This is a genomic window from Marseilla massiliensis (assembly GCF_023336985.1).
Classification (GTDB): domain Bacteria; phylum Bacteroidota; class Bacteroidia; order Bacteroidales; family Bacteroidaceae; genus Prevotella; species Prevotella intestinigallinarum.
Map to the genome: position 1 here is coordinate 86,274 of NZ_JAMBLP010000002.1, position 24,540 is coordinate 110,813.

Consider the following 24,540-nt stretch of genomic DNA (forward strand, 5'->3'; position numbering starts at 1 on the left):
GCAAGACGTGCCGTTTTGGCATGCAAAACGGCACGTTCAACGAGGCCAAACGGCACGTCTTGCAAGCTGCTTTGGCCGGCATGGCCGCACCGAGCCACGGCCGGCCCACACCCACAAAGGAAACAACTAATGCAAAAGCGTATGAAAAGAAGACTTTATTCAGCGGTGGCTGCCATGCTGATGGCCCTCGCGGCAACGGCGCAAGTGACTACCGCCTACGACGTTTCAGGCTCCATAGGCCGGTATACTGAGATATCCGGCGGAAAGGCCATCGGCCTACTGCCAGAAGGCGAGGCCCTCAACGAGACCGTGCTCGACGGCGAAGGACACGCCATAGCGAAGGACACGGTGGTCACGGGCATGCCCATCGGCTTCGACTTCAAGTTCAACAACCAGGCCATGAACAGGTTTGCCATCGGGGCCAACGGCTACCTGCTGCTGGGCCGCGACCGGGTTGAGGTAAACAACTCGGCACCGAACGCCTTCAACCTGATGAGCAACGACGACGTGAGCAATGCCCTCGGCGCTGTGTCGAGGGGCAAGGCGTGCCGCATCGAGGGCACCGAGATAAGCTACCGCACCGACGGCCAGGCCCCCAACCGCACGCTCACGGTGCAATACAAGAACCTGGGCATAGACGTAGGCAACTGGGATCCCATATACGTCACGGTGCAACTGCAGATAAGGCTGCACGAAGACGGACGGGCAGAGATGGTGTTCAACGGCTGGAAACCCGACAATGAAGACATGCCTGCGTACTATTCGATGAAGGTGTTCCTGAAGGGCGACGGCGACGACCGGCTGCAGCTGGGCGGCTCATACACCGACTTCACGCTATCTACCGGCGACGCCACCAACATCACATGGAACAACGACAACTATCCCGCCGACGGCCAGACATACACGTTCACACCGCCCGCCGACTGCGAGAAGCCTGCCGCACAGCCCACCGGGCTCACGCTGCAAAGCTACAGCACCCGGGTGGAGGGATCGTTCACCCCGGCCGCGGGCGCCGACCACTACCTGGTGCTCGTCACCGAGGGGCAGTCGATGGATGAAATGCCTGCCGACGGCGTGCAGTATGCCGCAGGCGACAGCATAGGCAACGCCCTCGTGGTGGCCTACGACACGCTGACGGCATTCTCGACACCCGACGTGCTCAGCGGAGCGGGGCAATACACGGTGTGCGTCATGGCTGCCAACTCGCTGTGCATGTACGGCCCCAAATACCTCACCGAAACGCCGCTGCAGGCCACGACGACGACACTGCCCGACGCTCCGGCGTCTGTAGAGGCCGAAGCCAGCGACATCGACGCCATGACCGTAGGCATACGGGCCAATGCAGCCGGCGACAGGGTGCTCGTGGCCATGACGACCGAGCCCACCTACGACCAGTTCCGGCAAATCACCGGCATAGGGGCCTTCGGCACACCGACGGGCAACCTCGCCGCCGGCGACGAGATTGAGGGCGGCGGAACGGTGGTCTATGCTGGCGAGGCCCGCGACGGCATCAGCGTGACAGGGCTCAACCCCAACACCGCCTACTACCTCATGGCATGGAGCATTGGCCCCGACGGGCAGTACTCGTCGACCTCGGCAACGGCCACAACGGCCACCGGTGGCGAGGTGCCCTACAGCCCCGACTTCTCGAAAATGCAGCAGAACGTGGCCCCGATGGGCTGGCAGGCCGACGAAGACGGGTTCAACCTGGGCCAGGAATACAACGGGCCGTACAACATAAGCTGCCGCGTGATGCAGGCCGACCACACCAACGGGGTGGAGCACAGCATCACATCGCCGTGGATAAAGCTGGCCGACGGCTCCAACCGGGTGCTGATGGACGTCAACATGACGTGCTACCAGGGCCGCGTCAACGCCCCATACAACAACTGGGAGGCCAACGACACCGTGCTGGTACAGGTGTCTGCCGACGGCGAGCAGTTCACCACAATATACGGCATGGGCCCCGCCACAAGGCCATACATTGCCGACCTTGACAGCTACGTGACGATACGGATGCCCTTCGACGGCTTCGCCGGCGACAAAGTGAAAGTCCGCATAACATGGAAGACCTTCACCAACCCAACGTTTACCATCAAAAACTTCACTGTCGAGGAAAAGAAAGACTGCGACTATCCCATCGACCTGCACACCGTCGACGGCTCGGTGGCCGGCAACGTGGCCTCCATCGACTGGACACGGCAGGGCAACGAGAACGAATGGGAGCTGCGCTACAAGCCGGCCGGCAGCGAAGAGTGGAGCCAGACGGTGCAGGTGCTCAACAAGCCGTTCACGTTTGCCGACCTGCCGGGCCTGACATACATCGACGTGCAGCTGCGCGCCAAGTGCGACGCGAGCACCCACAGCGAATGGTCGGACACGCTTACGTTCCGCACGGGCTACACCATGCCGTTCACCGAGCGGTTCGACGCCACCGAGCTTCCCGACGGATGGGAGCCCCGCTCGGGCGTGCTGGCCACCCCGACGGTGTTCGACGACGGCGCCCGCACGGCATGGCAGTTCAGCAGCAGCAGCTTCATGAGGGGCTTGATGTTCAGTCCGTCGAGCCTTGACGCCTGCAACGAGTGGCTCGTAATGCCTACGCTCGACATGGACGACGGCTCGGCCAACTACGTGCTCACGCTCTACCTCACCAACATGCAGCAGGGACAGGGCACCGACGACAGCTATGCCGTGGTGGTGTCGCGCGACGGCGAGACGTTCAACGAGGCCGACGTGGTGAGCACCTTTGCCGCAACCGAACTGCCCCAGGCGGGCGCCAGCGGCTCCATCAGCGTGCCTCTGCGCGGCTACAGCGGCATGGTGAGGCCGGCGCTCTACATCAGCAGCACCGACGGACGGCCCGCCACGCTTAAGCTCGACTCTGTGGCCGTTACACCGACATGCCCGCAAGACGTGAGCGCCATCACCCTGTCGGACACCACCGAGACGTCGGTGAAGGTGAGCTGGCAGACGTCTGCCGAGCGCAGCTACATCTTCATACGCCGCGCCGGCGACACGGCCAAGCCGTACATCGAGACCGAACAGACCCAACATGAGTTCACTTCGCTCGAGCCGCGCACCGACTATGAGATTGGAATAACCAAGGTTTGCGAGCCGGGCGACACGGCCCGCGTGACCATCACCCGCGTGACGACGCTCGCGGCCGACGGCTGCCCCATGCCCGAAGGGCTGAGGGCCGAGCCGCAGAAATATGCCATCGCGCTGAGCTGGAACGGCGAAGGCCAGTCGTACAACGTGCGCTACCGCCGCTCCGGCACCGAGGCCTGGACGCAACGCGCCACCACCGGGACGTCGTTTGTGATAAGCGGGCTCGACGACGCCACCGCCTACGACTACGCCGTGCAGTCGCAATGCAGCACGCTCGAGGCCGACACGAGCGCCTATACGCCCACGGCCACGGCCACGACTCTGGCCGAGACGTGCTTCCCGCCTACGGAGATAGCCGTCAGCCCGGGCTACAACAGCGCCACGGCCACATGGGCCGGCGAGGCCGAGAGCTACAGGCTGGCATACGCCAGGGCCGGCAGCGACGAGTGGACCGAGGCTGCCGTGACGGGCAACACATACACCATAGAGGGCCTTGAGCCGCAAACCGACTACAGGTTGCGCATGCGCAGCTTCTGCTCGGCAACCGACTCGAGCCTGTGGAGCGACGAAGTGGCCTTCGCCACGACGGCCCTGCCCGAGTGCGTCACGCCGTTCGACCTTGCCGTGAGCAACATCTCGGAGTCAACGGCCATGCTGTCGTGGCAGGCCGGCGAGGGAAACCTGCGCTGGAACCTGCACTGGCGCAAGAGCGACGCATCGGCATGGACCGAGGTCGACGGACTGACGGCAACGAGCTACGAGCTTGCCGGGCTCGAGGAAGGTGCCTCCTACCTGTGGAGCGTCATGGCCGAATGCGAGCTGAACGAGAGCCGCTGGGCCACGCAAAACCGCTTCACGACCACGCTCTCGGGCATTGGCACGGCCGACATCAGCGGCGTCAGCGTGTTTGTCAAGGGCGGGGTGCTCAACATTGTCAACCCCGAGCGCGCCCACATTGGCAGCATACGCATTTTCAACTCTGCCGGGCAGATGGTAAAGGCATACGACGTTGACACGGCCGAGAACGTGTTCATACCGCTGGGCAGCACCGCCGGGCAAGTGCTCGTGATAAAGATTACAGGCCGCGACAGCGAGCGCACCATCAAGGTGGGCATCTGACGGGCCCGCCGCAGGCGCCTCGGCGCCACGCTGGACACGGGGCCCCGCAGCCGCACCGACGGCCGGCGGGGCCCTGTCGGCATAAGCCGGACACTGCACAAGGTGTAAAGAAACGATACCCCGCTGCGCTCCCCGCAAAGCCGCAAGGGCGATATCGCAACGCAAAACGGGCCGTTCCATCATGTGGAACGGCCCGTTTTGCATCCTTAAAAGACCCGTTTTGCAGCACCACGCGGCACTGGCGGCCAACTACCTGTGGCACAGGCTGTTGGCCGCAACGGCGAGACAGAATCACGATGTCATCATTTTTCCGCCGCTGCCGGTTGCGCCACATGCCGTCAGTCGGCCCCGCGGCCACCGTCGCCCCGCAGGTTGCGCGGGTGGTGCTCGAGTATGTCGCGGCGCAGCTTGGTCATGTCTATGTGCGTATATATCTCGGTCGTGCCTATGCTCTCGTGCCCCAGCAGCTCCTGTATGACGCTCAGGTCGGCCCCACCCTCGAGCAATGCCGTTGCGAAAGAGTGGCGCAGCGTGTGCGGACTGATGTTCTTGGCTATCCCGGCGGCGTCGGCCAGCCGTTTCACCATGATGAGAACCATGGTGCGGGTGAGCCGTTTGCCAAGTCGGCTCAAGAACACATAGTCTTCCTCGCCGGGCTTGATGTCAACCAGCCGGCGCCATTCAAACCAGTTGGCCAGCTCGGACACGGCCCTGCCCGACATGGGCACGAGGCGCTCCTTGGCCCCCTTGCCGCGCACGCGGACATACTGCTCGTCCATATAAAGGTCTGACAGGCGCAGCTGTATGAGCTCGCTCACGCGCAGCCCGCACGAAAACATCACCTCGACGATGGCCCTGTTGCGGTGGCCCTCGGGCTTCGACAGGTCGATGGCGGCCTCCATTCGGTCTACCTCGTCGACCGAGAGCACCTCCGGCAGGTGCTCGCCTGTCTTGGGCGACTCCACAAACTCCGTCGGGTCGTCGTCGCGGTAACCGTCGAGAACCATGAACCTGAACAGCGACCGCAGCCCGCTGAGCACCCTGCACTGCGACACCGCGCCCACGCCAAGGTCGTGGAGCGTGGCAATGAAGCCGTGCAGGTCGTCGGCCGTCACCTCGCGCACGCTGCGGCCCGACGGCTCCAGGTAGTCGATGAGCTTCTGTATGTCGCTCCGGTAGGCGTCGAGGGTGTTGGGCGAATAGTTGCGCTCCAGCTTCAGGTAGCGCATGTAGCTGCGCACAATGTCAGCATCTGTATTGCAATTCTTTTCCATCATAACAATCATTTTCATACTTCCTGCGGGCCAGCAAGCGCCGCCATGCCACCCCGGGGCGCACTGCCGGTGCAGCCATGGGCGTGTTTTATGCCGGGCGCCGCGGCCGTATGGAATATTTTTATTAACTTTGCCGGCCACGGGCGTCGCCTGCCGGGCCCAGCCATCCAGGGCTCCGCCACGCTGCACCAGGCCGCCAAGGCAGCCGGCAGCGGCATGGCAGGGGGCACGTCGCGTAGCCATGGCAAAGTTAACAAATAATTTCCATATATGAAAATACAGATAATCAACGGCCCAAACCTCAACCTGCTCGGCGTGCGCGAGCCGGGCATCTACGGCGACAGCTCGTTTGAGGCATACCTGCCTAAGCTCCGCGCCGCCTTCCCCGGCGTGGAGATAGACTACTACCAGAGCAACATCGAGGGCGAACTGATAGACAAAATGCAGGAAGTGGGGTTCTCGGCAGACGGCATTGTGCTCAACGCCGGGGCGTACACCCACACAAGCATCGCGCTGCAAGACTGCATCCGGTCGCTCAGGTGCCCCGTGGTCGAGGTGCACATCTCCAACGTTCACAAGCGCGAAGAGTTCCGGCACCACTCCTACATATCGTGCGTCTGCGCCGGGGTGATATGCGGCTTCGGCCTCGACTCGTACAGGCTGGCCACCGACTACCTGGTCAACAGGCAGTGACGGGGCCGCCACGGCAGCTCTACAAGCCACCAACCGACAACAGATATGAACGAAGAACTGGAGCAATACATACTCGGCCACATCGACCCCGAAGGCGATTACCTGCACCGGCTGTACAGGGCCACCCACCTGCACACGCTGCACGGGCGCATGGCCAGCGGCCACCTGCAGGGCAGGCTGCTCAGGATGATTGTAAGGATGATACGCCCCAAGAACATACTCGAGGTGGGAACGTTCAGCGGCTACAGCGCCATCTGCATGGCAGAAGGGCTCGACGAGGGCGGAAAGGTGTACACCTACGAGATAAACGACGAGCAGGAAGACTTCACAAGGCCCTGGATTGAAGGCTCAGACGTGGCCGACAAAATCGTGTTCGCCATCGGCGACGCCATCACCGAGGCCCCGCGGCTGGGCATTGTGTTCGACATGGCGTTCATCGACGGCGACAAGCGCACATACATCGAGGCATACGAAATGGCACTGGGCGTGGTAAGGCACGGCGGATTCATCCTGGCCGACAACACACTGTGGGACGGACACGTGGTAGACCGGGCCTACGACCGCGACAAGCAGACCCACGGCATCGAGGCTTTCAACGACTTCGTCGCCGCCGACAGCCGCGTGGAGCGGGTCATACTGCCGCTGCGCGACGGGCTCACCATAATAAGGAAGCTCTGACGCCAACCGCAACGCAGGCCTGAAACGGCGATGGCGACGCGAAAAAAGAAGCTGAAAAATTTGGAAATTAGCCCGAAAAGCGTTACCTTTGCACCCGCAGTGTCCAATGGTGTAATGGTAGCACAACAGGTTTTGGTTCTGTTTGTGGTGGTTCGAATCCGCCTTGGACAACGCAATGCCGCAGGCATAAAAGAGGGTTTCGGGCCCTCTTTTTTATTTATACATGCCCTTTTCCGTAAAATTGGTATCTTTTCAGTTAATCCGTATATAAGGACTGAATGTTTAAATGCGTAACTTTGCAACACGAAAACAAAGCAAAAGCTAAGCAGACAAGCACATGAGGATTAAACCACAACTGCTCTCGCTCATGGCCGCAGGCCTCGTTGCATCGAGCAACTCGATGGCGCAAAGCAACGACAACCAGCCAGGCTATGCCATGACCATCACCGCCAACGGCCACACAATGACGGCAACGATGCATGGCAACGACGCTACCGAGGCCTTGAGGCAGCGACTCGATGACGGCGGACTGACGCTGCGGCTCAGCGACTACGGCGACTTCGAGAAGGTGGGGGCCCTTGGCTTCACGCTGCCGCGCTCAGACAATCGGACGACAACGCAGCCGGGCGACATCGTTCTGCACCAAGGCAACCAGATAGTGATATTCTATGGGAGCAACACTTGGGACTACACAAGGCTCGGACACATAGACAACGCCACGGCCGAAGGCCTCAGGCAGACGCTCGGCGAGGGCGACGTGACCGTGACCCTGGCTCTCCCGGAGGCGTCATCGGTGGCAGACGCCGGACAAGCAAGCCCGCCGCTGTACACCGAAGTGTATACCGCCAACGGCCGGATGGTGCTCCGGCAACAGGGCGAAGCAGGCCTCGACAGGCTGGAACGCGGCCACTACATTGTCAGGAAGGCCTTTGCCAACAGGCAGGCCGAAACAAAGAAGATAACCAAATGAACGAGAAAACGACATAACTTTTTCAGACCTCACTTGTATTTTTAATGTAATCGTCTCTTTCGAAGACAGGCCGCAAGCAGCCATAAGCGACATTCGGAGCCAGACCTGCGGCCGGCCCGTCTCTCAAAACAAATGAAAATCTAACATAATCAGGGTAACACAAACAGACAAATAGGGTACATTCAACACGATGGCATCGCCGCCAGAGGGCGGAAGGATGCCATCTTTTGTAATGCCGCAACGCCCCGCCGTAAGGCCGCGACAACGACACCTGGCAACCGAAGGGCTGCCACCGACGGGCCGCAAGGCCCGCATCAGCCACTGCGTGGCGCTACTTGCCATTCCCGGCACCCATCTCCCTGACTATCTCATCGGATATTTCCTTGAAGAAATCGTGCCCCAATACCTCGCTTATCCGGAACAACAGGTCGATGCCGATGCTCTCGCGCTTGAATATGTTGTACACATTCGAGCGCTCACACGGTATCTGCGAGGCGAGCCAACAGGCATTGTGGCCCTGCTCCTCTAGCACTTCCTTTATCCGATTGCCAACATGCATCATACTTCAACAGTATATTTCAATCATATAAACTTAGAGTACAAATACAGCAAACCGCAGGGTTTCGACCATCCGCGCGGCCTGCCGAAGAGAGAATACGCCTGACCATGCCTATGCACCCAGGCATTGCTTGCCGGCACTGCCAAGCCCGCTGCATGGCCCGACGGCGCAACCAACGCCACCGCAGCCCCCGGCCGGCTGCCAGAGCGGCACCTTCAAAGCCCATGGCCTAAGCCACACTGCTGACCACGGCCTTATCACTTGAGCTCGCCTCGCGCTCGAACACGGTGGACAAATCGGCAAAAAAGTTGTATTCCATCACCAATGATATGGAATACAACAGCCCTGCGTCAATGTTGCAACGACGGAAGATGTTGTACACATTCGAGCGTTCGCAAGGTATGCGAGCAGCGAGCCAACTTACATTATGCCCCTGCTCACGAAGCACTTCCTTTATCCTTTTCCCTATGTGCATGGCCTTTTACTTGTTATTCAGGTTACTAACAAAACTTAATTCATATTAATTCACGTTGCAAGCGGCACGTGGCCGCAATCTCATTTTCCTCGGTTCAGGAAAGTTTCGCATACAAAGATACGAACTTTTCCTGTAATTATGCTTATCATCTCCCATGTAAATTATATATATTTTGGTTAACATTTGCAAATCGCGCAAATGCTTTGCCGGCGCTTCCTTCACATGGAAGGAGGCTTGCACCACAGGCCGTGGCGCCCCGGCACGCCTGCTGACAACAGGCAGACGTGCCGGGGTGCCACGCTGTCACATCATTATAAGTCCGCCCGACGGCTGCATGGTCACCTTCACCGTGCCGTTGCCGCCCACCTTCAGTTGCTTCACCTGGGCGTCGGGCAGCTGTCCTTCGGCCGCCTTCCGGTCGGTGTAGCAGTCCACCTTGCGCCCGGCCATCATCGGCAGGCTGAGCTTCAGCGTGATCGGTTCGGCGGTGGCGTTGAGCCCTGCCACATACCACGTGTCGCCATGGCGGCGCGCCAGCACCACGTAACGGCCCGGATAGCCGTCGACGAAGCGCGTCTCGTCCCACGCCGTAGGCACCCCTCGCAGGAAGTCGAGCTCGAAGCCGGGCAGCTCCCCGAGGTTGTTGGGCTGCAGGGCGATGCACTGCAGGCTTGCCTGGTTGACTATTGCGGCAGCCATCTCAAACACGTCTGACGTATAGCGGCTGTGCCTTGACTTGTTGTCGCGCGACATGCGGCGGTTCATTATCGTGCCTCCCCAGTCCATGGCAGCCACGGCATTGCGGCAGAAAGGGTGCAGGGTGAGGTCGAACGGCTCGCGCTTGGCGTGCGATTCCGAGAAGATTACGTTCTCCGAAGCAAGCACGGCCTCGCTCGAAACATAGTTGGGGTACATGCGTTCCCAGCCGCGCGGCAGCGTGCACCCGTGGAAAATCACCTGCAGCCCGTAGTCGTTGGCATCGCTCAGTATGTCTTCATACAGCTGCATGGTGTGCTGCTTGTCACCCCCGAAGAAGTCGACCTTGATGCCCTTCACGCCAATTCTCTTCATCCAGGCCATCTCGCGCTTGCGCGCCACGGCCGTGTTCATGCAGTTCTTCGGCCCCTGCGGCGCGTCGTTCTGGTTGCCGTTGGAGTTGTACCACAGCATCAGGCTCACGCCCTTCGACTGCGCATAGCGGCTCAGCTGCTCTATCTTGGCGCGCCCTATCTGCTTGTCCCACAGCCCGTCGACGAGCGTATACTCATACCCCATGGCCGCGGCCAGGTCTACAAACTTAACCTGGTCGTCATAGTTTGTGGCGTTGTCCTGCCATACAAGCCAGCTCCACGTGTAGCGCCCGGGCTTGTAGTCGGCGGCAGCCTCATACTTGGGGCCCACCACATCGTAGGCCACGGTGGTCTCGACGATGGGCTTCAGCGTGGCCCCCACGGTGATTGTGCGCCACGGGGTGCTGCCCGGCAGCGCCATGGCGGCGGTGGTAGAGCCGAAGCCGTTGGCCTCGCCGGCCATGGGGAAGGCTATGCGGTAGCCCGCCTGGGGGTCGTAGTCGCTCAGGTGGCAGCCCACGTAGCCGCCGTCGGTGCCGGTCTCGCTAAGTAGCACCCAGCCGTCGGCGCCCACGCGGAACAGCGCCGGGAACACGTAGCCCTGCCCGTACTGCGACTTGTCGGTGAGCGGCGCGTCGGCCGAGTAAACCTCTTCGTAGCTGGGCTTTGTGCGCTTCCAGCCTATCATCGGGTCTGACTGCGGGCTTATGAATGCCGTCGACTGCCCCGGCAGGCGGAAGGCCGTGGCCTCAGACTCGACCACCATGCAAGCCGTCTCGCCCTGCTGTGGGAACGTGTAGCGGAAGGCCACGTCGTTGTCCGACACGTTGAACGTGACGGTCATCAGGTCTTTGCCGGCATTTTCGTAGATAATGCCCATCTGGTTGGCCACGTAACGCACCTTCGAAGACTTTGTGCCGCGCATCGTATAGGTGGTGTCGGTCTGCTTGGTGCTCACGGCCCGCTCCCTGAGCCCGGTGCTGAAGTCGCCTATGTTGGCCTTCAGCCCAAGGCTGGATTTCTCGATCATGGGCTTGCCGTCGTACTTTACGGAGTAGAATATGCGCCCGCCCTCGTCGCCGACTGTGACCACCAGCCGCCCGTCGGGCGAAGCCACGTCGTTGGTTGCGGCCATGGCCGCGATGCCTGCCTGCAATGACAGCGCAATGGAAAGTAATGTATGTTTCATATAGACAGTATGTATTATCTGTAAATTAATAGCCCGTTTTTGCATGCAAATATAAGAAAAATAGTGAAAACGGCAAAGAAAAAGAGCCTTCAATGCACCATGCCATCATGCAGCATGCCCACCGGGTGTGTGCAGCAGGGCCTGCCACGCCATGTAGCGGTGTAAACAAAACATACCGAAAATTAACACTCGGCAAGGCTGCGAAACAGATATCGGATGGCCGTTTGGCGGCCGACGCACGCCGGCATGGCGGTGGCAAAACGGCCGGAAGGCCACTGTCGGCGGGCAAAACGGGCCGTACTGCAATGCAATACGGCCCGTTTTGCGGCCCCGAAAGGCATGTTTCATGGCTCAAAAACGGCCGTCGGGGCGGCCTTTCCGGCCTGTTTCGGCGTGTTTTTCCGCCCAAACGGGAGCAGAATGCGCTACCTTCGGAGCGCAACCGCCTATGGGTCAACCATTTGCGGAAAGTGCTCCGAGGATGGCGCATTTACGGCCGTCGGGCGCCCGACGGCCGCAGGCGCCGCTCTCGAAGGGGCTGTTGTAAACATTGTTCGCCGTTTTTAACAGTTCGTTCCCGTGCAGGCCGCAGTGCAGCCTCACGGGAACGAACCACCCACAAGCGCGCCCCGGGCCCGCGATGCTGGCCGGGGCGGCATGCCGTCAGCGCCCCAGGCTAACCTTGCGCCTGAAAGGCAGGGCCGGCAAACCCTCGCTGTTGACGAGGTTGGGCTGTGCCGTCTCGTCCCAACCGAAGCGTATCTCGGTGCGCCGGGCCAGTCCGTCGGTGCTTATATACACCTTGTTGCCGCGCAGGCTGGCCCTTACCCTCGAGTAGCGGCCCTTTTTCGTAAGCGCGTAAAACCAGTCGGGGGCCTTCCCGTCGCGCGTGGCCAGTCCGCCGGCCGTGCCTTCAAACTCAACCACAATGCTGTCGCCCTCAACCGAGAGGCTTTTTGCCACCGGCCCGCCGCACACCACATCGGTGCGCCCGTAGGTCTTGTTGAGGGCCAGCCGGGCCAGCCTTTCGCCCACAACCCACTTGTATGGCGGATGTATGTCGGCCAGGTCTTCGGGTATGTCGGTAGTGACCACCATCGCCGTGAGCGGAATCTCCTCGGCGCAACGCGCCTGTGCCTCCCAGAAACGGGGCAGGTCTTGCCATGTCTTGGCCACGGGGTCGGCCTTGCGGCCCGAATACAGCATTGGCGAAATCTGCACATAGTAGAACGGCAGCGAGCTGTCGGCCCACGCCTTTCGCCACGACTCCACCAGCAGCCTCATCTTTTCGGTGTATATGTCGGTGTCGCCCATGATGAGGTTTGTCTCGCCCTGATACCACAGCACGCCGCGCATAGCCATCGGGGCAATGGGCTCAATCATCTTGCGGTAGCGCCATCCCGCTTCCTGGCCGTTGGCCTTGAGGCGGTTGCCGGCCATCGCGGAGCCGAACAGCGGGCTCTCGCGGTATGCCCCGGCGGGCGTCCACGTCTCGATGGGGGTGCCTCCCCACGACGACGACACCACCCCCACGGGCACCCCGAGGCTGTCTTGCAGTGCCTTGGCAAAGAAATAGGCCGCCGCCGAGAATGGCTTGAGCGACTCGCGGCTTATGCGCTGCCAGCCGGCAGTGGGCAGCGTGTCGCTCTTCAGGTCTTTCCTGACATACAGCAGGCGTATCATGGGGTTGCCGGCCTGCTCGTACTCGTGGCGCAAACGGTCGGGGTCGCCCTTGCGCGGCTTGGCGTACCTGGGGTGGTTGGCCATGGAATACTCCATGTTCGACTGCCCCGAGGCGAGCCATACCTCGCCCACGAGCACGTCGCCCAGCTCTATGCGGCCGCCGTCGCCGCTCACCCTGAAGGCCACGGCCTTGCCCGAGGCCCGCAGCGGGGCCAGCCTGACGCTCCAACGCCCGTCGGCGGCGGCCACGGCCTTGCCTGTCTCGCGGCCCACTTTCACCTTTACCTCGGCTCCGGGGGTGGCCGTTCCCCATACGCTGAGCGGCTTGTCGCACTGCAGCACCATGCAGTCGGTGAACACTTCGGCCAGCTTCAGCTTGGCATCGGCCGCCAGAGCCATCAGCAGGGCGGCCGCAACAAAACACAGTCTCTTCATATTTCTTCAATCAATATTTCACCTCCATGAGGGTCAAAGTCAACCAGCGACTTGCCCGCGCGCACGCTAACGCTGAGCGGCCTGCCTCCCTGCACGGCCCTCACCGGGCGCCCGGACAGCACCACGAGGGTGAGCGGGTGGCGGCATTCGGCCAAGCCGGGCGCCAGCCGGGGCATAACGACGATGCCTCCGGGCCGCCTCACCGTGTCGAGGCGCACATTGTCGCGCTCGCGCACGTAGGCCGTTACCTCGGCCAGCGTGCCCACCCAGAGGCTGTCGCGCAGCGAAGCCACATAGTCGAGATGCGCCCAGAAGCGCGAAGGGTCGCCCAGCGCATCGTAACCCGTGGTTATGCCGTGGGTCATGGCAATGCCCCACTCGCCCCGCTCCACCAGGGCGTCGGCCCAGCGGCGCATCCACGCCGAGTCGCGCTTGCTGCCCATGCTCACCTGCCTGAGCCTGCTGCCCACGCGGCCTGCCTCGCAACTGGCCACGGCCAGGCTGTCCTTGCGGTTGCCGGGATAGAAATAGGTGAGCGGAAACGCCCCCACGCTGTCGCGGATGGCGCTGTCGTTGCGCTCTATCTCGTGGCGCAGGGCCTCCGGGCCGAGCGTTGTCACGTTGCGGTGCTCCCACCCGTGGCTGGCTATCTCCTGCCCGTCGGCGGCCATCTCGCGCAGCATGGCCCACGTGAGGCAGGGCGTTCCCTTCATGTCGCGCCCCACCTTGCTGCCTATTATGCCGAAGGTGGCCTTCAGCCCGCGCTTGCGCAGCTCGGGGAAAACGCGCGTGTAGTGCTCCAGCAGCCCGTCGTCGAAGGTGTAGGTCACGGCCGCCCGGCGGTCGCCGTAGTACTTGGCAACATGCACTTCCTGTGCCGTTGCCGCGCCGGCCCACGCCGCGAGCACCATCAAAAATGCCTTTTTTACCATCTGCATCAGTTTTTTGAGTTCTTGGGGTCGGTCACCCCATATTTCTTTCCGCCCGCGGCGGCCTTGCCGTCGGCAGCCTTCGCCCCACTCAGGTCGCGGCTCGTGGCCAGCGCAATGGTGCGTTTCCTGTTGTTGTCAACGGCACAATAGAAGTGATAGACCACGCCGTTGTGCTTAAGCACGCAGCTCTTGTGGGCGTAACGCGCGTCGTACTGCTCCGACGGACGCACCAAGACATCGCCCGTCCAGTCGGTCCAGTGCAGCAGGTCGTCGCTGTATGCCATCCAAGTCTCGTAGCCGCGGCCGTCGTAGTAGGCGTAAGTCATGCACCAGCGGTCGCCGTCGCGGAACACCGTAGGGCAGTCTACCATGTCTTTCGGGGCCGCCGCCTCCATCACGACACCATATTTATAAGGCGTCTTAACCTCATTGTAAATCTCTTGCATGCGCTCTTGCGGCACGCTCTGCTGCGCTTTCGCCGCCGCAACGCAAACAGCAAAGAGCGCCAAGACAAACTTATTCTTATTCATATATAGATAAAATCAGTAGTAATGACACGCCAAAACAAGCGCACGATGCATAGCTGCGGCGCCCCAGTCAGGGGGCGGCCGTCACTCAATGCCAACGACAACGCCCCACGGCCCTACCTTAACCGACGCGCCGCGCGACAGCTTCTGCCCGTCGAGCTGCGACTCGCTGTCGGCAAAAGGCCACGCCACGGTCTGCTCGACGGCCGAGAAATTGAACATGTAGTGAACGCCGCGGCCGTCGCCATTGGTGCCCGAGCGCAGCACAATCGGGAAGCGCAGCTTGCGCTCGGCGGTGGCGATGCCCTTGCGGTCGGCCGCGCGGGCGATGAGCTTCTGCAGCAGTTCCTGCGACGGCACGGCCCCGATGTACGTCAGGTGGCCCTTTCCGAAGCTGTTTTCGGTTACGCACGGCCACTTGCCGAAGAACTCGTGGTCGGCGTAGGCCAGCGGCTTGGCCGTGGTGGGGCACAGGAATTCCATCCACGTGCCGACCGTATTGTCGGCAGCCCCGATGTCGTTGGGGCGCAGGTTGAGCCTGCGTATCGACGAGAACTCCTGGTAAGTGAAGCCGCAGGCGGCCGCCAGCGGCCCCGGGGCGAGCACCGGCCTGACGGCGTCGTCCTCGTTGCAGTAGCAGCTCTTGTAGAGCATGACCACCTCGCCGCCCTGTTCCACGAAGTCGCTGATGCGCTGCAGCGTCTCGTCGGTGGCCACATAGAGCGGCGGAACCACCAGCATGTCGTAGCCGCTGAAGTCGTTCACCTTGTCGACCGACAGGATGTCGCACTCTATGTTCTGCCTGTAGAGGGCCTCATACACCATGTAATCCTTGTACTGGTCGCCGTTTGTGTATGGCATGAAGTCGAGTGCGTGCTTCGAGTCGTGGCTGAAGAGCATGGCAACACGGTTGCGTTTCTTCAGGTTTACGAGCTTCTTGCCCACCTTTTCGAGCTCCGCGGCCCCCCGGGTGAACTCGGCGTAGACGCGGTTTGGCTGCCCGTCGTGTCCGAGCAGGCCGCGCCAGTAGGTCTCCTGCCCGTAGTGCAGGGTGGCCCAGTGCCAGTATTCCACCATGTTGGCGCCCGAGGCGAGCATGGCATACATGTTCTGGCGCAGCTGTCCGTCGTATGGCGGGTACTGGTCGCGGCTCGACCAGCCCGTGCCCTGCGCGTTTGTCTCGGTGACGAGGAAGTTGCCGCGGCGGCACACGGGGCGCATGAAGTCGCCGGCATAGGCAATCCACATGCCGTCTTGTGCGTCTTGCATGGTGTAGTATATGTTTATGGCGGGATAGTCCATCTGTCGGAAGGCCTCAACCTGGTCTATGTTGTAGAAGTAAGGCATGAAGCAGTGGGTGACAAACTGGTCGGGCCGTCGGTACTCGTTGACGATGTCGGCCTGCCAGTTGAGGAAGTCGGCCGTCACCTTTCGGTTCCACCGCTCCCACCAGAGCTTGTACGACGGGTTGGTCACGCCCGGGCGGTCGTAGAACTCGTCCCAAGTGTTGATGTTCATTCCCCAGTAATTGAGTCCCCAACGGCGGTTGAGCTCCGCCAGGCTGTCGCCGAACTCACTGCGGATGTATTCGCGGAAGCCCTCGAAATAGTCGCGGTTGCCAATCTTGCGGGCCTCGACCTCGTTGTCGACCTGGTAACCTATGATGGCCGGATGGCCCGCAAAGTGCTCCATCATCTTGCGTATGATGCGCTCGCAGTATCGCCGGTAGGTTGGGTTGTATATGTCCATGTTCTGCCGTATGCCGTAATGCTCCTGCTTGCCGTCCCACCTTTGCGAGAGCACCTCGGGGTGGCGGGCGGCCATCCATGCCGGTATCGAGTAGGTGGGCGTGCCCAGTATCACCTTGATGCCGGCCTTGTGCAGGCGGTCGAGTATGCGGTCCATCCACTCAAAGCTGAACACCCCGTCTTGCGGTTCGAACAGCGACCACGTGCTTTCGCCCACCCTCACCACTGTGACGCCGGCCTCGCGCATGAGCCTGATGTCCTCGTCGAGGCGGTCGGTGGGTGTGTATCGCTGTAATAGGCGGCCCCGTAGAGGGGCTTGTCGAAGTCGTAGGCACCGGCGTTGCCGCCGGCCAGGGCCAGCATGAGGGCCGCCACGAATGTCGTTTTCTTCATCTCAGTTAGGTTGTTTGGTTATTGGCATTTGTTTGCATGCGCTTTTAGCGCCCGCTGCAATGCCTGCCGGCAAACGCCGGGAGGCACACCCGGCGTGGCCTCAGCCACCAAGCCGCCCCCACGGGCCGCGGCCGCAGCCCCACGCCTCGGCTCCCTTTGGCGCGGGCCATGGACGCATCGGCGTCACGGTATGGCCTCGCACACCTGGTCGGCAATCTGCTTCATGCCCACCACGCTGGGGTGGCCGCTCTTCTTGTCGATGCCCCTGAGCTGTATGAGTGGCACACCGTAGTGCGAGCAGATGGTGCCGGCAGACTGCGTTATGCTTTCCTTGAGCCCGTCGTTGGATATGAAATATATGTCGGCAGTGGGGTAAAGCTCTTTCATCCGCGCCAGCATGTAGGCCATGGCCGGGCGAAACGAGAAGAGGTCGGCGCGGCGAATGCCGTCGTACTTGAACTCCCCTATGGGCGAACCGGCCCAAGAATCGTTGGTGCCGCCGAAGATTAGGATGATGTCGGGCGTGCCCAAGGCGGTCATGCGGGTCACGAACGACTCGTGCGTATAGTCCTCGTCGCGGTATCCGGTGTTGCATACGGTGGAGCCGGAGTACGAGTTGTTCACCTCCAGCTTCCACCCCTTGCGTTTCAATACCTGGTGCCACCACGTCTGGTCGACGCCCTTCACGTCGGTGCGGCGGGTGTCGGGGGGCACCGTATACCACACGGCGTTGGTGTCGGGGGTGAGCCATCCCTCGAAGGTTGAGTACGAGTCGCCGAGTATCGACACCGACGGCTTTGCCTGTCCGAAGGCCGAAACGACGGCCGCGGCGGCTAAGATGAGCATTGAAATGTATCGTCTCATATCGTTGGTTTTATCATTGCGTCACATTGTTCAGCCGGCCGGCCAAGGCCACCGGGGCCGTGGGGGCGCGTTGCCGCGGCCGTCCTGCCAACCCTCTGGCACTCAGGCGGTTGGCCACAAGGGCCGTTTTGCACTGCGAAACAGGCCGTTTCACCATGCCAAACGGCCCGTATGGCACCGTCAAACGGCCCGTATTGCCCGGCCGCGGCAGCCCGGGGCAGCGCCGTCGGCACCATGGCGGTCAGTTGTCGGCGTAAGCGAAGTAGTCGAAACGGGCCTGGCCACGCGCTTTCTTGCCCGACGTGGTGGCATAGACGCCCACGCCGAGGCCGTTGAAGCGGTTGAGCTTGCCGTCGTCGGCCAGCCCCACAAGGCTCACGCGGGCGGCCTCGCGCATGTCGGTCTCCGTGGAGCCGTATTCCAGCACGGCCTCCATGCCGTCGGCCCGCAGGCGCATCACCACGTCGGAAGCGCCATACGGCACAGTCTTGGTGACCCGCCCGCTCTCCACCACGGCCAGCCCGCCGACGGTGCGTAGCAGTGCCACGTAGGCCGTGCTGTTGCGGTGGAGCACCAGCCCGGCGCGTTCGCCCTCGCGGCGTGGCCTGAAGCCCATCAGCGTCTGGGCAGTGTAGCGGTGGGAGCGCACGCGGCGCATCAGCATCGCGGGGCAAACCAGGCTGTCGATGGTCTCGGGCTGCGGTGTGATAAGCAGGCTTCCGCCGTCAAAGGCGTGGAAACGGGTGTGCGGAATGCGGTTGAAGTGCCAGTAGCCGAGCAGTTCCGGGCCGTCGAACGAGTCGCTGTCGGGCGGCAGCGCCACCGGGCTTTCGGGCAGGGCGGGCGCCTCGACCTCCATGGTCATGCCGCCGTGGCCGGGGTTGAATATGAATTCGCCGTCCTGGATGGCCACGGGGCAGATGAACGTCTCGCGCGTAAAGGAGTGCCGCCCGTCCACCATGCGCTTGCCCAGGGCCACGGCATACCACTGGCCAGGGCCGGTCTGCACCATGTCGGCGTGGCCAACGCACTGCAACGGGCTGCCGTGGCCAAACTGGCGCTGGCTCAACACGGGGTTCACCTGCTGCGGAATGTACGGCCCCATGAGGTTCCGGCTCGTGAACAACGTCACGGCGTGGTTGAAGTCGGTGCCGCCCTCGGCCACCGTGAGCACGTAGCGGCCGTCTATCTTATACAGGTGCGCCCCCTCGGCATACTTCGCATTGAAGGCGTGGCCCGTGGCTATGTAACTGCGTTCGCCCAGCAATTGGCCCGTGGCGAGGTCTATTTCCTGAATCCAGATGGCCGTAGAGGCTGGATGCTTGCGGCCCGGAAACTTGCCGGTGTTGGCCAGCAGGTAGCTCCGTCCGTCGTCGTCCCAGAAGATGTCGGGGTCAATTCCCGGCGCGCCCTTTATGAATACAGGGTCTGACCACGGCCCCCTCACGTCGTTGGCCGTGATGTAGAAGTTGCCGCCGTTGCTCACGTTGCAGAACAGATACCACTTTCCGCCGTGGTGGCGTAGCGTGGGTGCCCACACGCCGTCCTTGTCCCTGACCCCGTCGAGGGTCACCATGCCGGGGCGGTCGATGGCGTTAGCCACCTTCTCCCAGTGCCTGAGGTCGCGGCTGCGGTATATGGGCAGGCCGGGATACCACGTGAACGACGACGTGCAGATGTAGTAGTCGCTGTCCACGCGGCATATCGTCGGGTCGGGGTTGAAGCCCGGCAGAATCGGGTTCTCTATCTGCGCCGGGGCAGAGAGGGCCGCCGCCCACATGGCCACGGCAGCCAGTGATTTCTCAAGCCGGTACATATTCCATCACGGTTGTCAGTATTTCACACCGTTGACGGTCACGTCCTTCACCCGGCAGTCCTTTATATAAGATGTGTCGAAGCCGCCTTTCGGGTCTTCGGCCTTGATGTTCTCGAAGGTGAAGCCGCTGAGGTCGTACTTGTCAGACTGCTGTACGTCGTAGAATTTCTTGGTGCACCGCACGTCGACATTGCGCAGGGTGACGTTAGATACGCCCGAGCGCGGCATGTCGGGGCGGTCGAGCAGGTTGTAGAACTGCATCCACTTGGCCACGCGTATGCCGTTCTTTGGCGTCCCCGTGACGTTTTCCACGAGCACGTTGCCATATTTCTGGGGCGTGTCGGGGCGCATCTTGAAGAGCACCAGGTTGCCCGTGCCGGCAAAGGAGCAGTTGCGCAGGATGACGTTTGAGCAGTCCCAGGCCTCGCTGCCGAACGTCACGCCCGCGCCGGCCACGCCATACTCAACGCCCTCGATGAGGATATTGCGGCACGGCCCGTTGGTCGTGTCCTTGTCGACAAACGTTCCTTTGCCTCCCTTGAGGCACACGGCGTCGTCGTTGACGTTGATATATCCGCCGCGTATTAGCACGTCGGAGCAGGCGTCAAGGTCGATGGCGTCGGTGCTGGGGCCCTTGGGATATCCCGAGGTGGGCGCGTAGATGTAGCAGTCGAGGTAGCGCACGCGCGAGCAACGGTAGAGGTGGTTTGTCCAGAAGCCGCTGTATACCAGGCGTACGTCCTGCACCGTGACGTTCTTTGAGTCGGAGATGTAAATCATCCTCGGCCTGAGCGCTTCGAGGTTGGTGCACTTTGGGAACACCTTGCGGCGCAGCCAGAACTCGTCGTAGAACCGTTTCCCGTTGCCGTCGATGGTGCCTCGGCCTGTGATGGTGAAGCCGTCGACCCCGTTGGCGTTTATCAACGCTGCGAAATAGTTGAGCGTTTGGCCCTCAAGGCGCGTCTTTACGATTTTGTAGTGCGTTATTGCGTCGCTGCCTTTGAGCCTGCTTCCCTCTGCCATGTGCAGGTGGGTGCCGGGCCGGAAGAACAGCGAGCCGGTGAAAAACGTGCCCTTTGGCACCACCACCACGCCGCCGCCGTTGGCGGCCGCCGTGTCGATTACCTTCTGTATTGCCTCGGTCTGCAGCAGGGCCGAGTCGTTCTTCACCCCATAGTCGGTTATGACATACTGCTTGCCCAGCGCCGCCACGTCTACCTTGGCGGTGTCGCCGAACCATTGGTCCATGGCCGTGCCGTCGGGCCAAACGGACTGTTTCTTTTTCGCATCGGCCGTCACAGCTGACATGAGCATAAGAGCGACGGCAAGTAAAGTCGTTGTCTTCATATTCGCTTCAGGTATTTTGATTTGTCGTTCGTTCAGTCGGCAAAGCCTGGCGGGGCCCGGCGGCGGCTTCCACAGCGGAAACCGGCCCGGCGGCAGACACATCGGCGCTGCCACGCCACACCGGCATTGTGACTGCAAAAATAATGATTTTTCTGCTTAAAGCATTGATAAATGCGTACGAATATTGGTAAAATCGTACACTATTGGCCCCCGGTGGCCACTCGTTGACGCCGGAAGGGCCCCGCAGGCCGGCCTGAAGGCCGCATCGCGACAGCCTGAGGCAACGGGCCGCGCAGGCGGTAAAAACAACCGACAATGACGGGCCCACGCCGCCACAAGGACGCCGCCGTGGTGCAAAACGGGCCGTACAAGCATGCCGAACGGCCCATTCCGACCGACCAAACGGCCCATTTTGCATACGCATACGGCAGCCACCACAACGCGCTGTGGCACAGGATGTTACATAAAACAGCCCAAAAGGCAATAAATTTTTACAGAAATAGTTATCCAATGTAACGCTAAAATTGTTATCTTTGTAGCTGTTTAAAAACAGAGAAGAGTATGAAGATAAACAGAATCCTATCATTGTTCGTGCTTATAGTGGCCATGGCCACACAGGCGCAAGTAATGCAGCTGCCCCCCATACCGGCAGACCCAGACGTGCGCACGGGCAAACTGGCCAACGGCCTGACCTATTACATCAGGCACAACAACTGGCCCGAGAACCGTGCGGAGTTCTACATAGCGCAGCGTGTGGGCTCGCTCCAGGAGGAGGACAGCCAGCGCGGACTGGCACACTTCCTCGAGCACATGTGCTTCAACGGCACAAAGCACTTCAAGGGCAACGACCTCATACGCTACTGTGAGTCGATTGGCGTGCAGTTCGGGCGCGACCTCAACGCATACACGGCCATCGACCAGACGGTGTACAACATCTCAAACGTGCCCACCGACCGCCAGTCGGCACTCGACTCCTGTCTGCTCATACTCTACGACTGGGCCGACGGCCTGGTGCTCGACCCCGAGGAGATTGACAAGGAGCGCGGCGTGATCAACGAGGAATACCGCCTGCGCACCAGCGCATCGATGCGAATGTTTGAGCGTAGCCTGCCCAAGCTCTACCCGGGCAGCAAGTACGGCCACCGCATGCCCATCGGGCTGATGAGCGTCATCAACAGCTTCAAGCCCGAGACGCTGCGCGCCTACTACGAAAAGTGGTACAGGCCCGACAACCAGGGCATCATCGTGGTGGGCGATGTCGACGTCGACCACGTGGAAGCCGAGATAAAGAAGCTCTTCGGAAGCATACAGATGCCAGCCAACCCGGCGCCGGTCAAGGCCGAGCCCGTGCCCGACAACGCACAGCCCATCATAGTAATCGACAAGGACAAGGAGCAGCGCGTCAACACCATAGAGCTGATATTCAAGCACGACGCCATGCCCGACTCGATGAAAAACAACCTGGGCTACGTCATAGGGTGCTACATGCGGGACCTGGCCCTGTCGATGCTGAACGCCCGTCTCAACGAATATGCGCAGAAAGCCGAGAGCCCCTTCGTAGACGCATCGGCCATCTACAGCAGCTATATCTTCGCCAAGACCAAGGACGCGCTTGACATTTCGGCCCTGCCAAAGGACGGACAGACCGAAGCCGCGCTCGGTGCCATACTGCGAGAGGCACGCCGCGCCGCCGAGTTCGGGTTCACCCCGACCGAGTATGCGCGCGCCAAGGCCGACGCGCTGAGCTCGCTCGACAAGATGTACAGCAACAAGGACAAGCGCTTCAGTGCACAGTTCTGCAACGAATTCAAGGAGAACTTCATCAACGGCGAGCCCATCACTCCCATCGACTACTACTATGCCACGATGAAGCAGATAGTGCCCGAGATACCCATCGAGGTAATAAACGAGGCCATGAAGGAGCTCGTGCCAGCATCAGACAGCAACATGGTCATCATAAACTTCAACAGCGAGAAGGACGGGGCGGCATATCCCACCGAGCAAGGGCTGATGAAGGCCATCGCCGACGTGCGCGCCGAGCAGCTCACGCCCTACGTTGACAACGTGAAGAACGAGCCGCTCATCAAGACAATGCCCAAGAAGGGAAGCATCAAGAAGGAAGAGAGCAACGCCGAACTCGGCTACAAGGAGCTCACACTGTCAAACGGAGTGAAGGTGGTGCTTAAGCAGACAGACTACAAGAAAGACCAAGTGATGCTCACGGCCGAAGGCTTTGGCGGCTCGTCGCTCTACGGCGAGGCCGACTACTCGAACATAAAGCTGTTTGACGACGCCATCGAGGCCAGCGGACTGGGCAACTTCTCGCACACCGAACTGGAGAAGGCACTGGCCGGAAAGATAGCCTCGGCATCGATGTCGCTGGCCACCACGCGCCAGACCATAAGCGGATCGTCGACCCCCGACGACGTGGAGACGATGCTGCAGCTGGTATATCTCTACTTCACGGCCATCAACAAAGACCAGAGTTCGTACGACAACCTGATGAGAACCTATGAGATTGCGCTGAAGAACAAGGCCCTCTCGCCCGACAACGCCTTCAACGACTCGCTCATAGTGACGCTCAACTGCCACAACCCGAGGTTCACTTCGCTCGACACCGCCGACCTGGGCAAGGTGAGCTACGACCGCATCCTCGAGATGGCACGCCAGCTCACGGCCAACGCCGCGGCCTATACGTTTACCATCATCGGCAACTTCGACGAAGCCAAGCTGCGCCCGCTGCTCGAGCAATACGTGGCCTCGCTGCCCGCATCGAAGGACATCAGGAAGGGCCACCGCGTAGACACCGACGCCAAGGGCGTGGTGGTGAACAGCTTCAAGCGCAAGATGGAGACACCGAAGGCCATCACCGCCATGGTGTGGAGCAACGACGCGATGCCCTACACGCTCGACAACATAGTCAAGGCCGACATCACCGGCCAGGTGCTAAGCATGGTTTACCTCAAGAAGATACGCGAAGACGCAGGCGCGGCCTACTCTGTCGGGGCGCAGGGAACCATGGCCCGGCAGGACGACAAGATAGACTGCGGACTGTTTGCATACTGCCCGATGAAGTATGAAAAGGCCGACACGGTGCTCACGATACTGCGCGCCGAGGTCGACGCCATGACGCAAACGTGCGACGCCGACATGCTAAAGAAGGTGAAGGAGTTCATGCTCAAGAGCTTCGACGACCGCACCAAGACCAACAGCTACTGGCTGGGCGTGATCGACACCTACCGCACTTACGGCGTCGACCTGCACTCGGCATACAAGCAGACGGTGGAGGCGCAAACCCCGCAGACCATATCTGCCTTCGTCAAGGAGCTCATCAGCCAGGGCAACCGCGTCGAGGTGGTGATGATGCCCGACGTTGACGGCGAAAAGAAATGACGGCGCGCAAAATGCGCCACACGCAACACTGAAAGCCAAAACGGCCCGTTCCGACCCATGGAACGGGCCGTTTTGCATCCTGAAACGGGCCGTTTTGCACAGCAAAACGACCCATACCGCCAACCCGCTGTGGCCCAGCCACTTGCAGGCGGCGGCCCGGCAACACAGAAAACGACCCTCGCGACAGCCCGGCCACCACCGCCCCAACACCCCGCCACAGCCACCGCAACCAGTCCCACGGCCGCGCCCGGCAGCCGCGGCAAC

18 protein-coding genes and 1 tRNA gene are annotated in these 24,540 nt (G+C 61.3%); 6 read left to right on the forward strand and 13 right to left on the reverse strand.

Features of this window, described 5'->3' with window-relative positions; translation table 11 throughout:
• The first annotated feature begins 141 nt into the window (after positions 1 to 141).
• Positions 142 to 4,230, forward strand: coding sequence for a fibronectin type III domain-containing protein (locus tag M3089_RS01745; RefSeq protein WP_249081414.1), 4,089 nt, complete (start codon positions 142 to 144; stop codon positions 4,228 to 4,230).
• 338 nt (positions 4,231 to 4,568) lie between these two features.
• Here M3089_RS01745 and M3089_RS01750 read toward each other — a convergent pair whose 3' ends face one another.
• Positions 4,569 to 5,504, reverse strand: coding sequence for a site-specific tyrosine recombinase (locus M3089_RS01750; RefSeq protein WP_205107146.1), 936 nt, complete (start codon positions 5,502 to 5,504; stop codon positions 4,569 to 4,571).
• A 270-nt stretch (positions 5,505 to 5,774) separates the two neighbouring features.
• Here M3089_RS01750 and aroQ point away from each other — a divergent pair, with 270 nt between their 5' ends.
• The 4 genes from aroQ to M3089_RS01770 all read left to right on the forward strand — a co-directional run bounded on the left by aroQ (position 5,775) and on the right by M3089_RS01770 (position 7,845).
• Positions 5,775 to 6,197, forward strand: a complete 423-nt coding sequence (gene aroQ, locus M3089_RS01755) for a type II 3-dehydroquinate dehydratase (RefSeq protein ID WP_205107074.1) — start codon at positions 5,775 to 5,777, stop codon at positions 6,195 to 6,197.
• Between the two features lie 45 nt (positions 6,198 to 6,242).
• A complete protein-coding gene (locus M3089_RS01760) occupies positions 6,243 to 6,875 on the forward strand; it encodes an O-methyltransferase (protein WP_205107072.1) in 633 nt (210 codons plus the stop codon).
• A gap of 100 nt (positions 6,876 to 6,975) precedes the next feature.
• Positions 6,976 to 7,046 (forward strand) — tRNA-Gln (locus M3089_RS01765).
• A gap of 166 nt (positions 7,047 to 7,212) precedes the next feature.
• Positions 7,213 to 7,845 (forward strand): cyclophilin-like fold protein, encoded by a 633-nt coding sequence (locus M3089_RS01770; protein WP_249081415.1) that lies wholly within the window; start codon positions 7,213 to 7,215, stop codon positions 7,843 to 7,845.
• Between the two features lie 331 nt (positions 7,846 to 8,176).
• On the opposite strand, the gene M3089_RS01775 is transcribed toward M3089_RS01770, so the two are convergent.
• The 12 genes from M3089_RS01775 to M3089_RS01830 all read right to left on the reverse strand — a co-directional run bounded on the left by M3089_RS01775 (position 8,177) and on the right by M3089_RS01830 (position 21,469).
• Positions 8,177 to 8,407, reverse strand: coding sequence for a hypothetical protein (locus tag M3089_RS01775; protein ID WP_249081416.1), 231 nt, complete (start codon positions 8,405 to 8,407; stop codon positions 8,177 to 8,179).
• A 226-nt stretch (positions 8,408 to 8,633) separates the two neighbouring features.
• Entirely contained in the window at positions 8,634 to 8,879 is a 246-nt protein-coding gene (locus M3089_RS01780) for an XRE family transcriptional regulator (protein WP_205107066.1), read from the reverse strand.
• Positions 8,880 to 9,182: 303 nt separating this feature from the next.
• Positions 9,183 to 11,138 carry a glycoside hydrolase family 97 protein gene (locus M3089_RS01785; RefSeq protein ID WP_249081417.1) on the reverse strand — a complete coding sequence of 652 codons (1,956 nt, stop codon included), beginning with the start codon at positions 11,136 to 11,138 and terminating at the stop codon, positions 9,183 to 9,185.
• 663 nt (positions 11,139 to 11,801) lie between these two features.
• A complete protein-coding gene (locus M3089_RS01790; RefSeq protein ID WP_249081418.1) occupies positions 11,802 to 13,256 on the reverse strand; it encodes a sialate O-acetylesterase in 1,455 nt (484 codons plus the stop codon).
• Entirely contained in the window at positions 13,253 to 14,188 is a 936-nt protein-coding gene (locus tag M3089_RS01795; RefSeq protein WP_249081419.1) for a polysaccharide deacetylase family protein, read from the reverse strand. The genes M3089_RS01790 and M3089_RS01795 overlap by 4 nt, the downstream gene beginning before the upstream one ends.
• Before the next feature lie 5 nt (positions 14,189 to 14,193).
• Complete coding sequence (locus M3089_RS15885; protein WP_249081420.1) at positions 14,194 to 14,718, reverse strand: hypothetical protein; 525 nt, start codon at positions 14,716 to 14,718, stop codon at positions 14,194 to 14,196.
• 81 nt (positions 14,719 to 14,799) lie between these two features.
• Positions 14,800 to 16,710 (reverse strand): beta-galactosidase, encoded by a 1,911-nt coding sequence (locus tag M3089_RS01805; RefSeq protein ID WP_249081421.1) that lies wholly within the window; start codon positions 16,708 to 16,710, stop codon positions 14,800 to 14,802.
• Positions 16,683 to 16,856 (reverse strand): hypothetical protein, encoded by a 174-nt coding sequence (locus M3089_RS01810; RefSeq protein WP_249081422.1) that lies wholly within the window; start codon positions 16,854 to 16,856, stop codon positions 16,683 to 16,685. The genes M3089_RS01805 and M3089_RS01810 overlap by 28 nt, the downstream gene beginning before the upstream one ends.
• Before the next feature lie 183 nt (positions 16,857 to 17,039).
• Positions 17,040 to 17,720 carry an SGNH/GDSL hydrolase family protein gene (locus M3089_RS01815; protein WP_394802232.1) on the reverse strand — a complete coding sequence of 227 codons (681 nt, stop codon included), beginning with the start codon at positions 17,718 to 17,720 and terminating at the stop codon, positions 17,040 to 17,042.
• Positions 17,721 to 17,961: 241 nt separating this feature from the next.
• Positions 17,962 to 19,536 (reverse strand): glycoside hydrolase family 43 protein, encoded by a 1,575-nt coding sequence (locus M3089_RS01820; RefSeq protein WP_249081424.1) that lies wholly within the window; start codon positions 19,534 to 19,536, stop codon positions 17,962 to 17,964.
• A 15-nt stretch (positions 19,537 to 19,551) separates the two neighbouring features.
• Complete coding sequence (locus tag M3089_RS01825; RefSeq protein WP_249081425.1) at positions 19,552 to 20,883, reverse strand: glycoside hydrolase family 28 protein; 1,332 nt, start codon at positions 20,881 to 20,883, stop codon at positions 19,552 to 19,554.
• Positions 20,884 to 20,890: 7 nt separating this feature from the next.
• Entirely contained in the window at positions 20,891 to 21,469 is a 579-nt protein-coding gene (locus tag M3089_RS01830) for a hypothetical protein (protein WP_249081426.1), read from the reverse strand.
• Between M3089_RS01830 and M3089_RS01835 the strand changes: the two genes are divergently transcribed.
• Positions 21,445 to 24,276 (forward strand): M16 family metallopeptidase, encoded by a 2,832-nt coding sequence (locus M3089_RS01835; protein WP_249081427.1) that lies wholly within the window; start codon positions 21,445 to 21,447, stop codon positions 24,274 to 24,276. The genes M3089_RS01830 and M3089_RS01835 overlap by 25 nt on opposite strands.
• Positions 24,277 to 24,540 lie beyond the last annotated feature (264 nt).

Bases quoted from the DNA above. Each gene is read 5' to 3' on its own strand.
- M3089_RS01815 (WP_394802232.1), bottom strand. From the start codon at position 17,720: ATGAGACGATACATTTCAATGCTCATCTTAGCCGCCGCGGCCGTCGTT.
- M3089_RS01760 (WP_205107072.1), top strand. From the start codon at position 6,243: ATGAACGAAGAACTGGAGCAATACATACTCGGCCACATCGACCCCGAA.
- M3089_RS01775 (WP_249081416.1), bottom strand. From the start codon at position 8,407: ATGATGCATGTTGGCAATCGGATAAAGGAAGTGCTAGAGGAGCAGGGC.
- M3089_RS01785 (WP_249081417.1), bottom strand. From the start codon at position 11,138: ATGAAACATACATTACTTTCCATTGCGCTGTCATTGCAGGCAGGCATC.
- M3089_RS01745 (WP_249081414.1), top strand. From the start codon at position 142: ATGAAAAGAAGACTTTATTCAGCGGTGGCTGCCATGCTGATGGCCCTC.
- M3089_RS01810 (WP_249081422.1), bottom strand. From the start codon at position 16,856: ATGAAGAAAACGACATTCGTGGCGGCCCTCATGCTGGCCCTGGCCGGC.
- M3089_RS01770 (WP_249081415.1), top strand. From the start codon at position 7,213: ATGAGGATTAAACCACAACTGCTCTCGCTCATGGCCGCAGGCCTCGTT.
- aroQ (WP_205107074.1), top strand. From the start codon at position 5,775: ATGAAAATACAGATAATCAACGGCCCAAACCTCAACCTGCTCGGCGTG.
- M3089_RS01820 (WP_249081424.1), bottom strand. From the start codon at position 19,536: ATGTACCGGCTTGAGAAATCACTGGCTGCCGTGGCCATGTGGGCGGCG.
- M3089_RS01780 (WP_205107066.1), bottom strand. From the start codon at position 8,879: ATGCACATAGGGAAAAGGATAAAGGAAGTGCTTCGTGAGCAGGGGCAT.
- M3089_RS01750 (WP_205107146.1), bottom strand. From the start codon at position 5,504: ATGGAAAAGAATTGCAATACAGATGCTGACATTGTGCGCAGCTACATG.
- M3089_RS01805 (WP_249081421.1), bottom strand. From the start codon at position 16,710: ATGCGCGAGGCCGGCGTCACAGTGGTGAGGGTGGGCGAAAGCACGTGG.
- M3089_RS01825 (WP_249081425.1), bottom strand. From the start codon at position 20,883: ATGAAGACAACGACTTTACTTGCCGTCGCTCTTATGCTCATGTCAGCT.
- M3089_RS01830 (WP_249081426.1), bottom strand. From the start codon at position 21,469: ATGATAGGATTCTGTTTATCTTCATACTCTTCTCTGTTTTTAAACAGC.
- M3089_RS15885 (WP_249081420.1), bottom strand. From the start codon at position 14,718: ATGAATAAGAATAAGTTTGTCTTGGCGCTCTTTGCTGTTTGCGTTGCG.
- M3089_RS01835 (WP_249081427.1), top strand. From the start codon at position 21,445: ATGAAGATAAACAGAATCCTATCATTGTTCGTGCTTATAGTGGCCATG.
- M3089_RS01795 (WP_249081419.1), bottom strand. From the start codon at position 14,188: ATGGTAAAAAAGGCATTTTTGATGGTGCTCGCGGCGTGGGCCGGCGCG.
- M3089_RS01790 (WP_249081418.1), bottom strand. From the start codon at position 13,256: ATGAAGAGACTGTGTTTTGTTGCGGCCGCCCTGCTGATGGCTCTGGCG.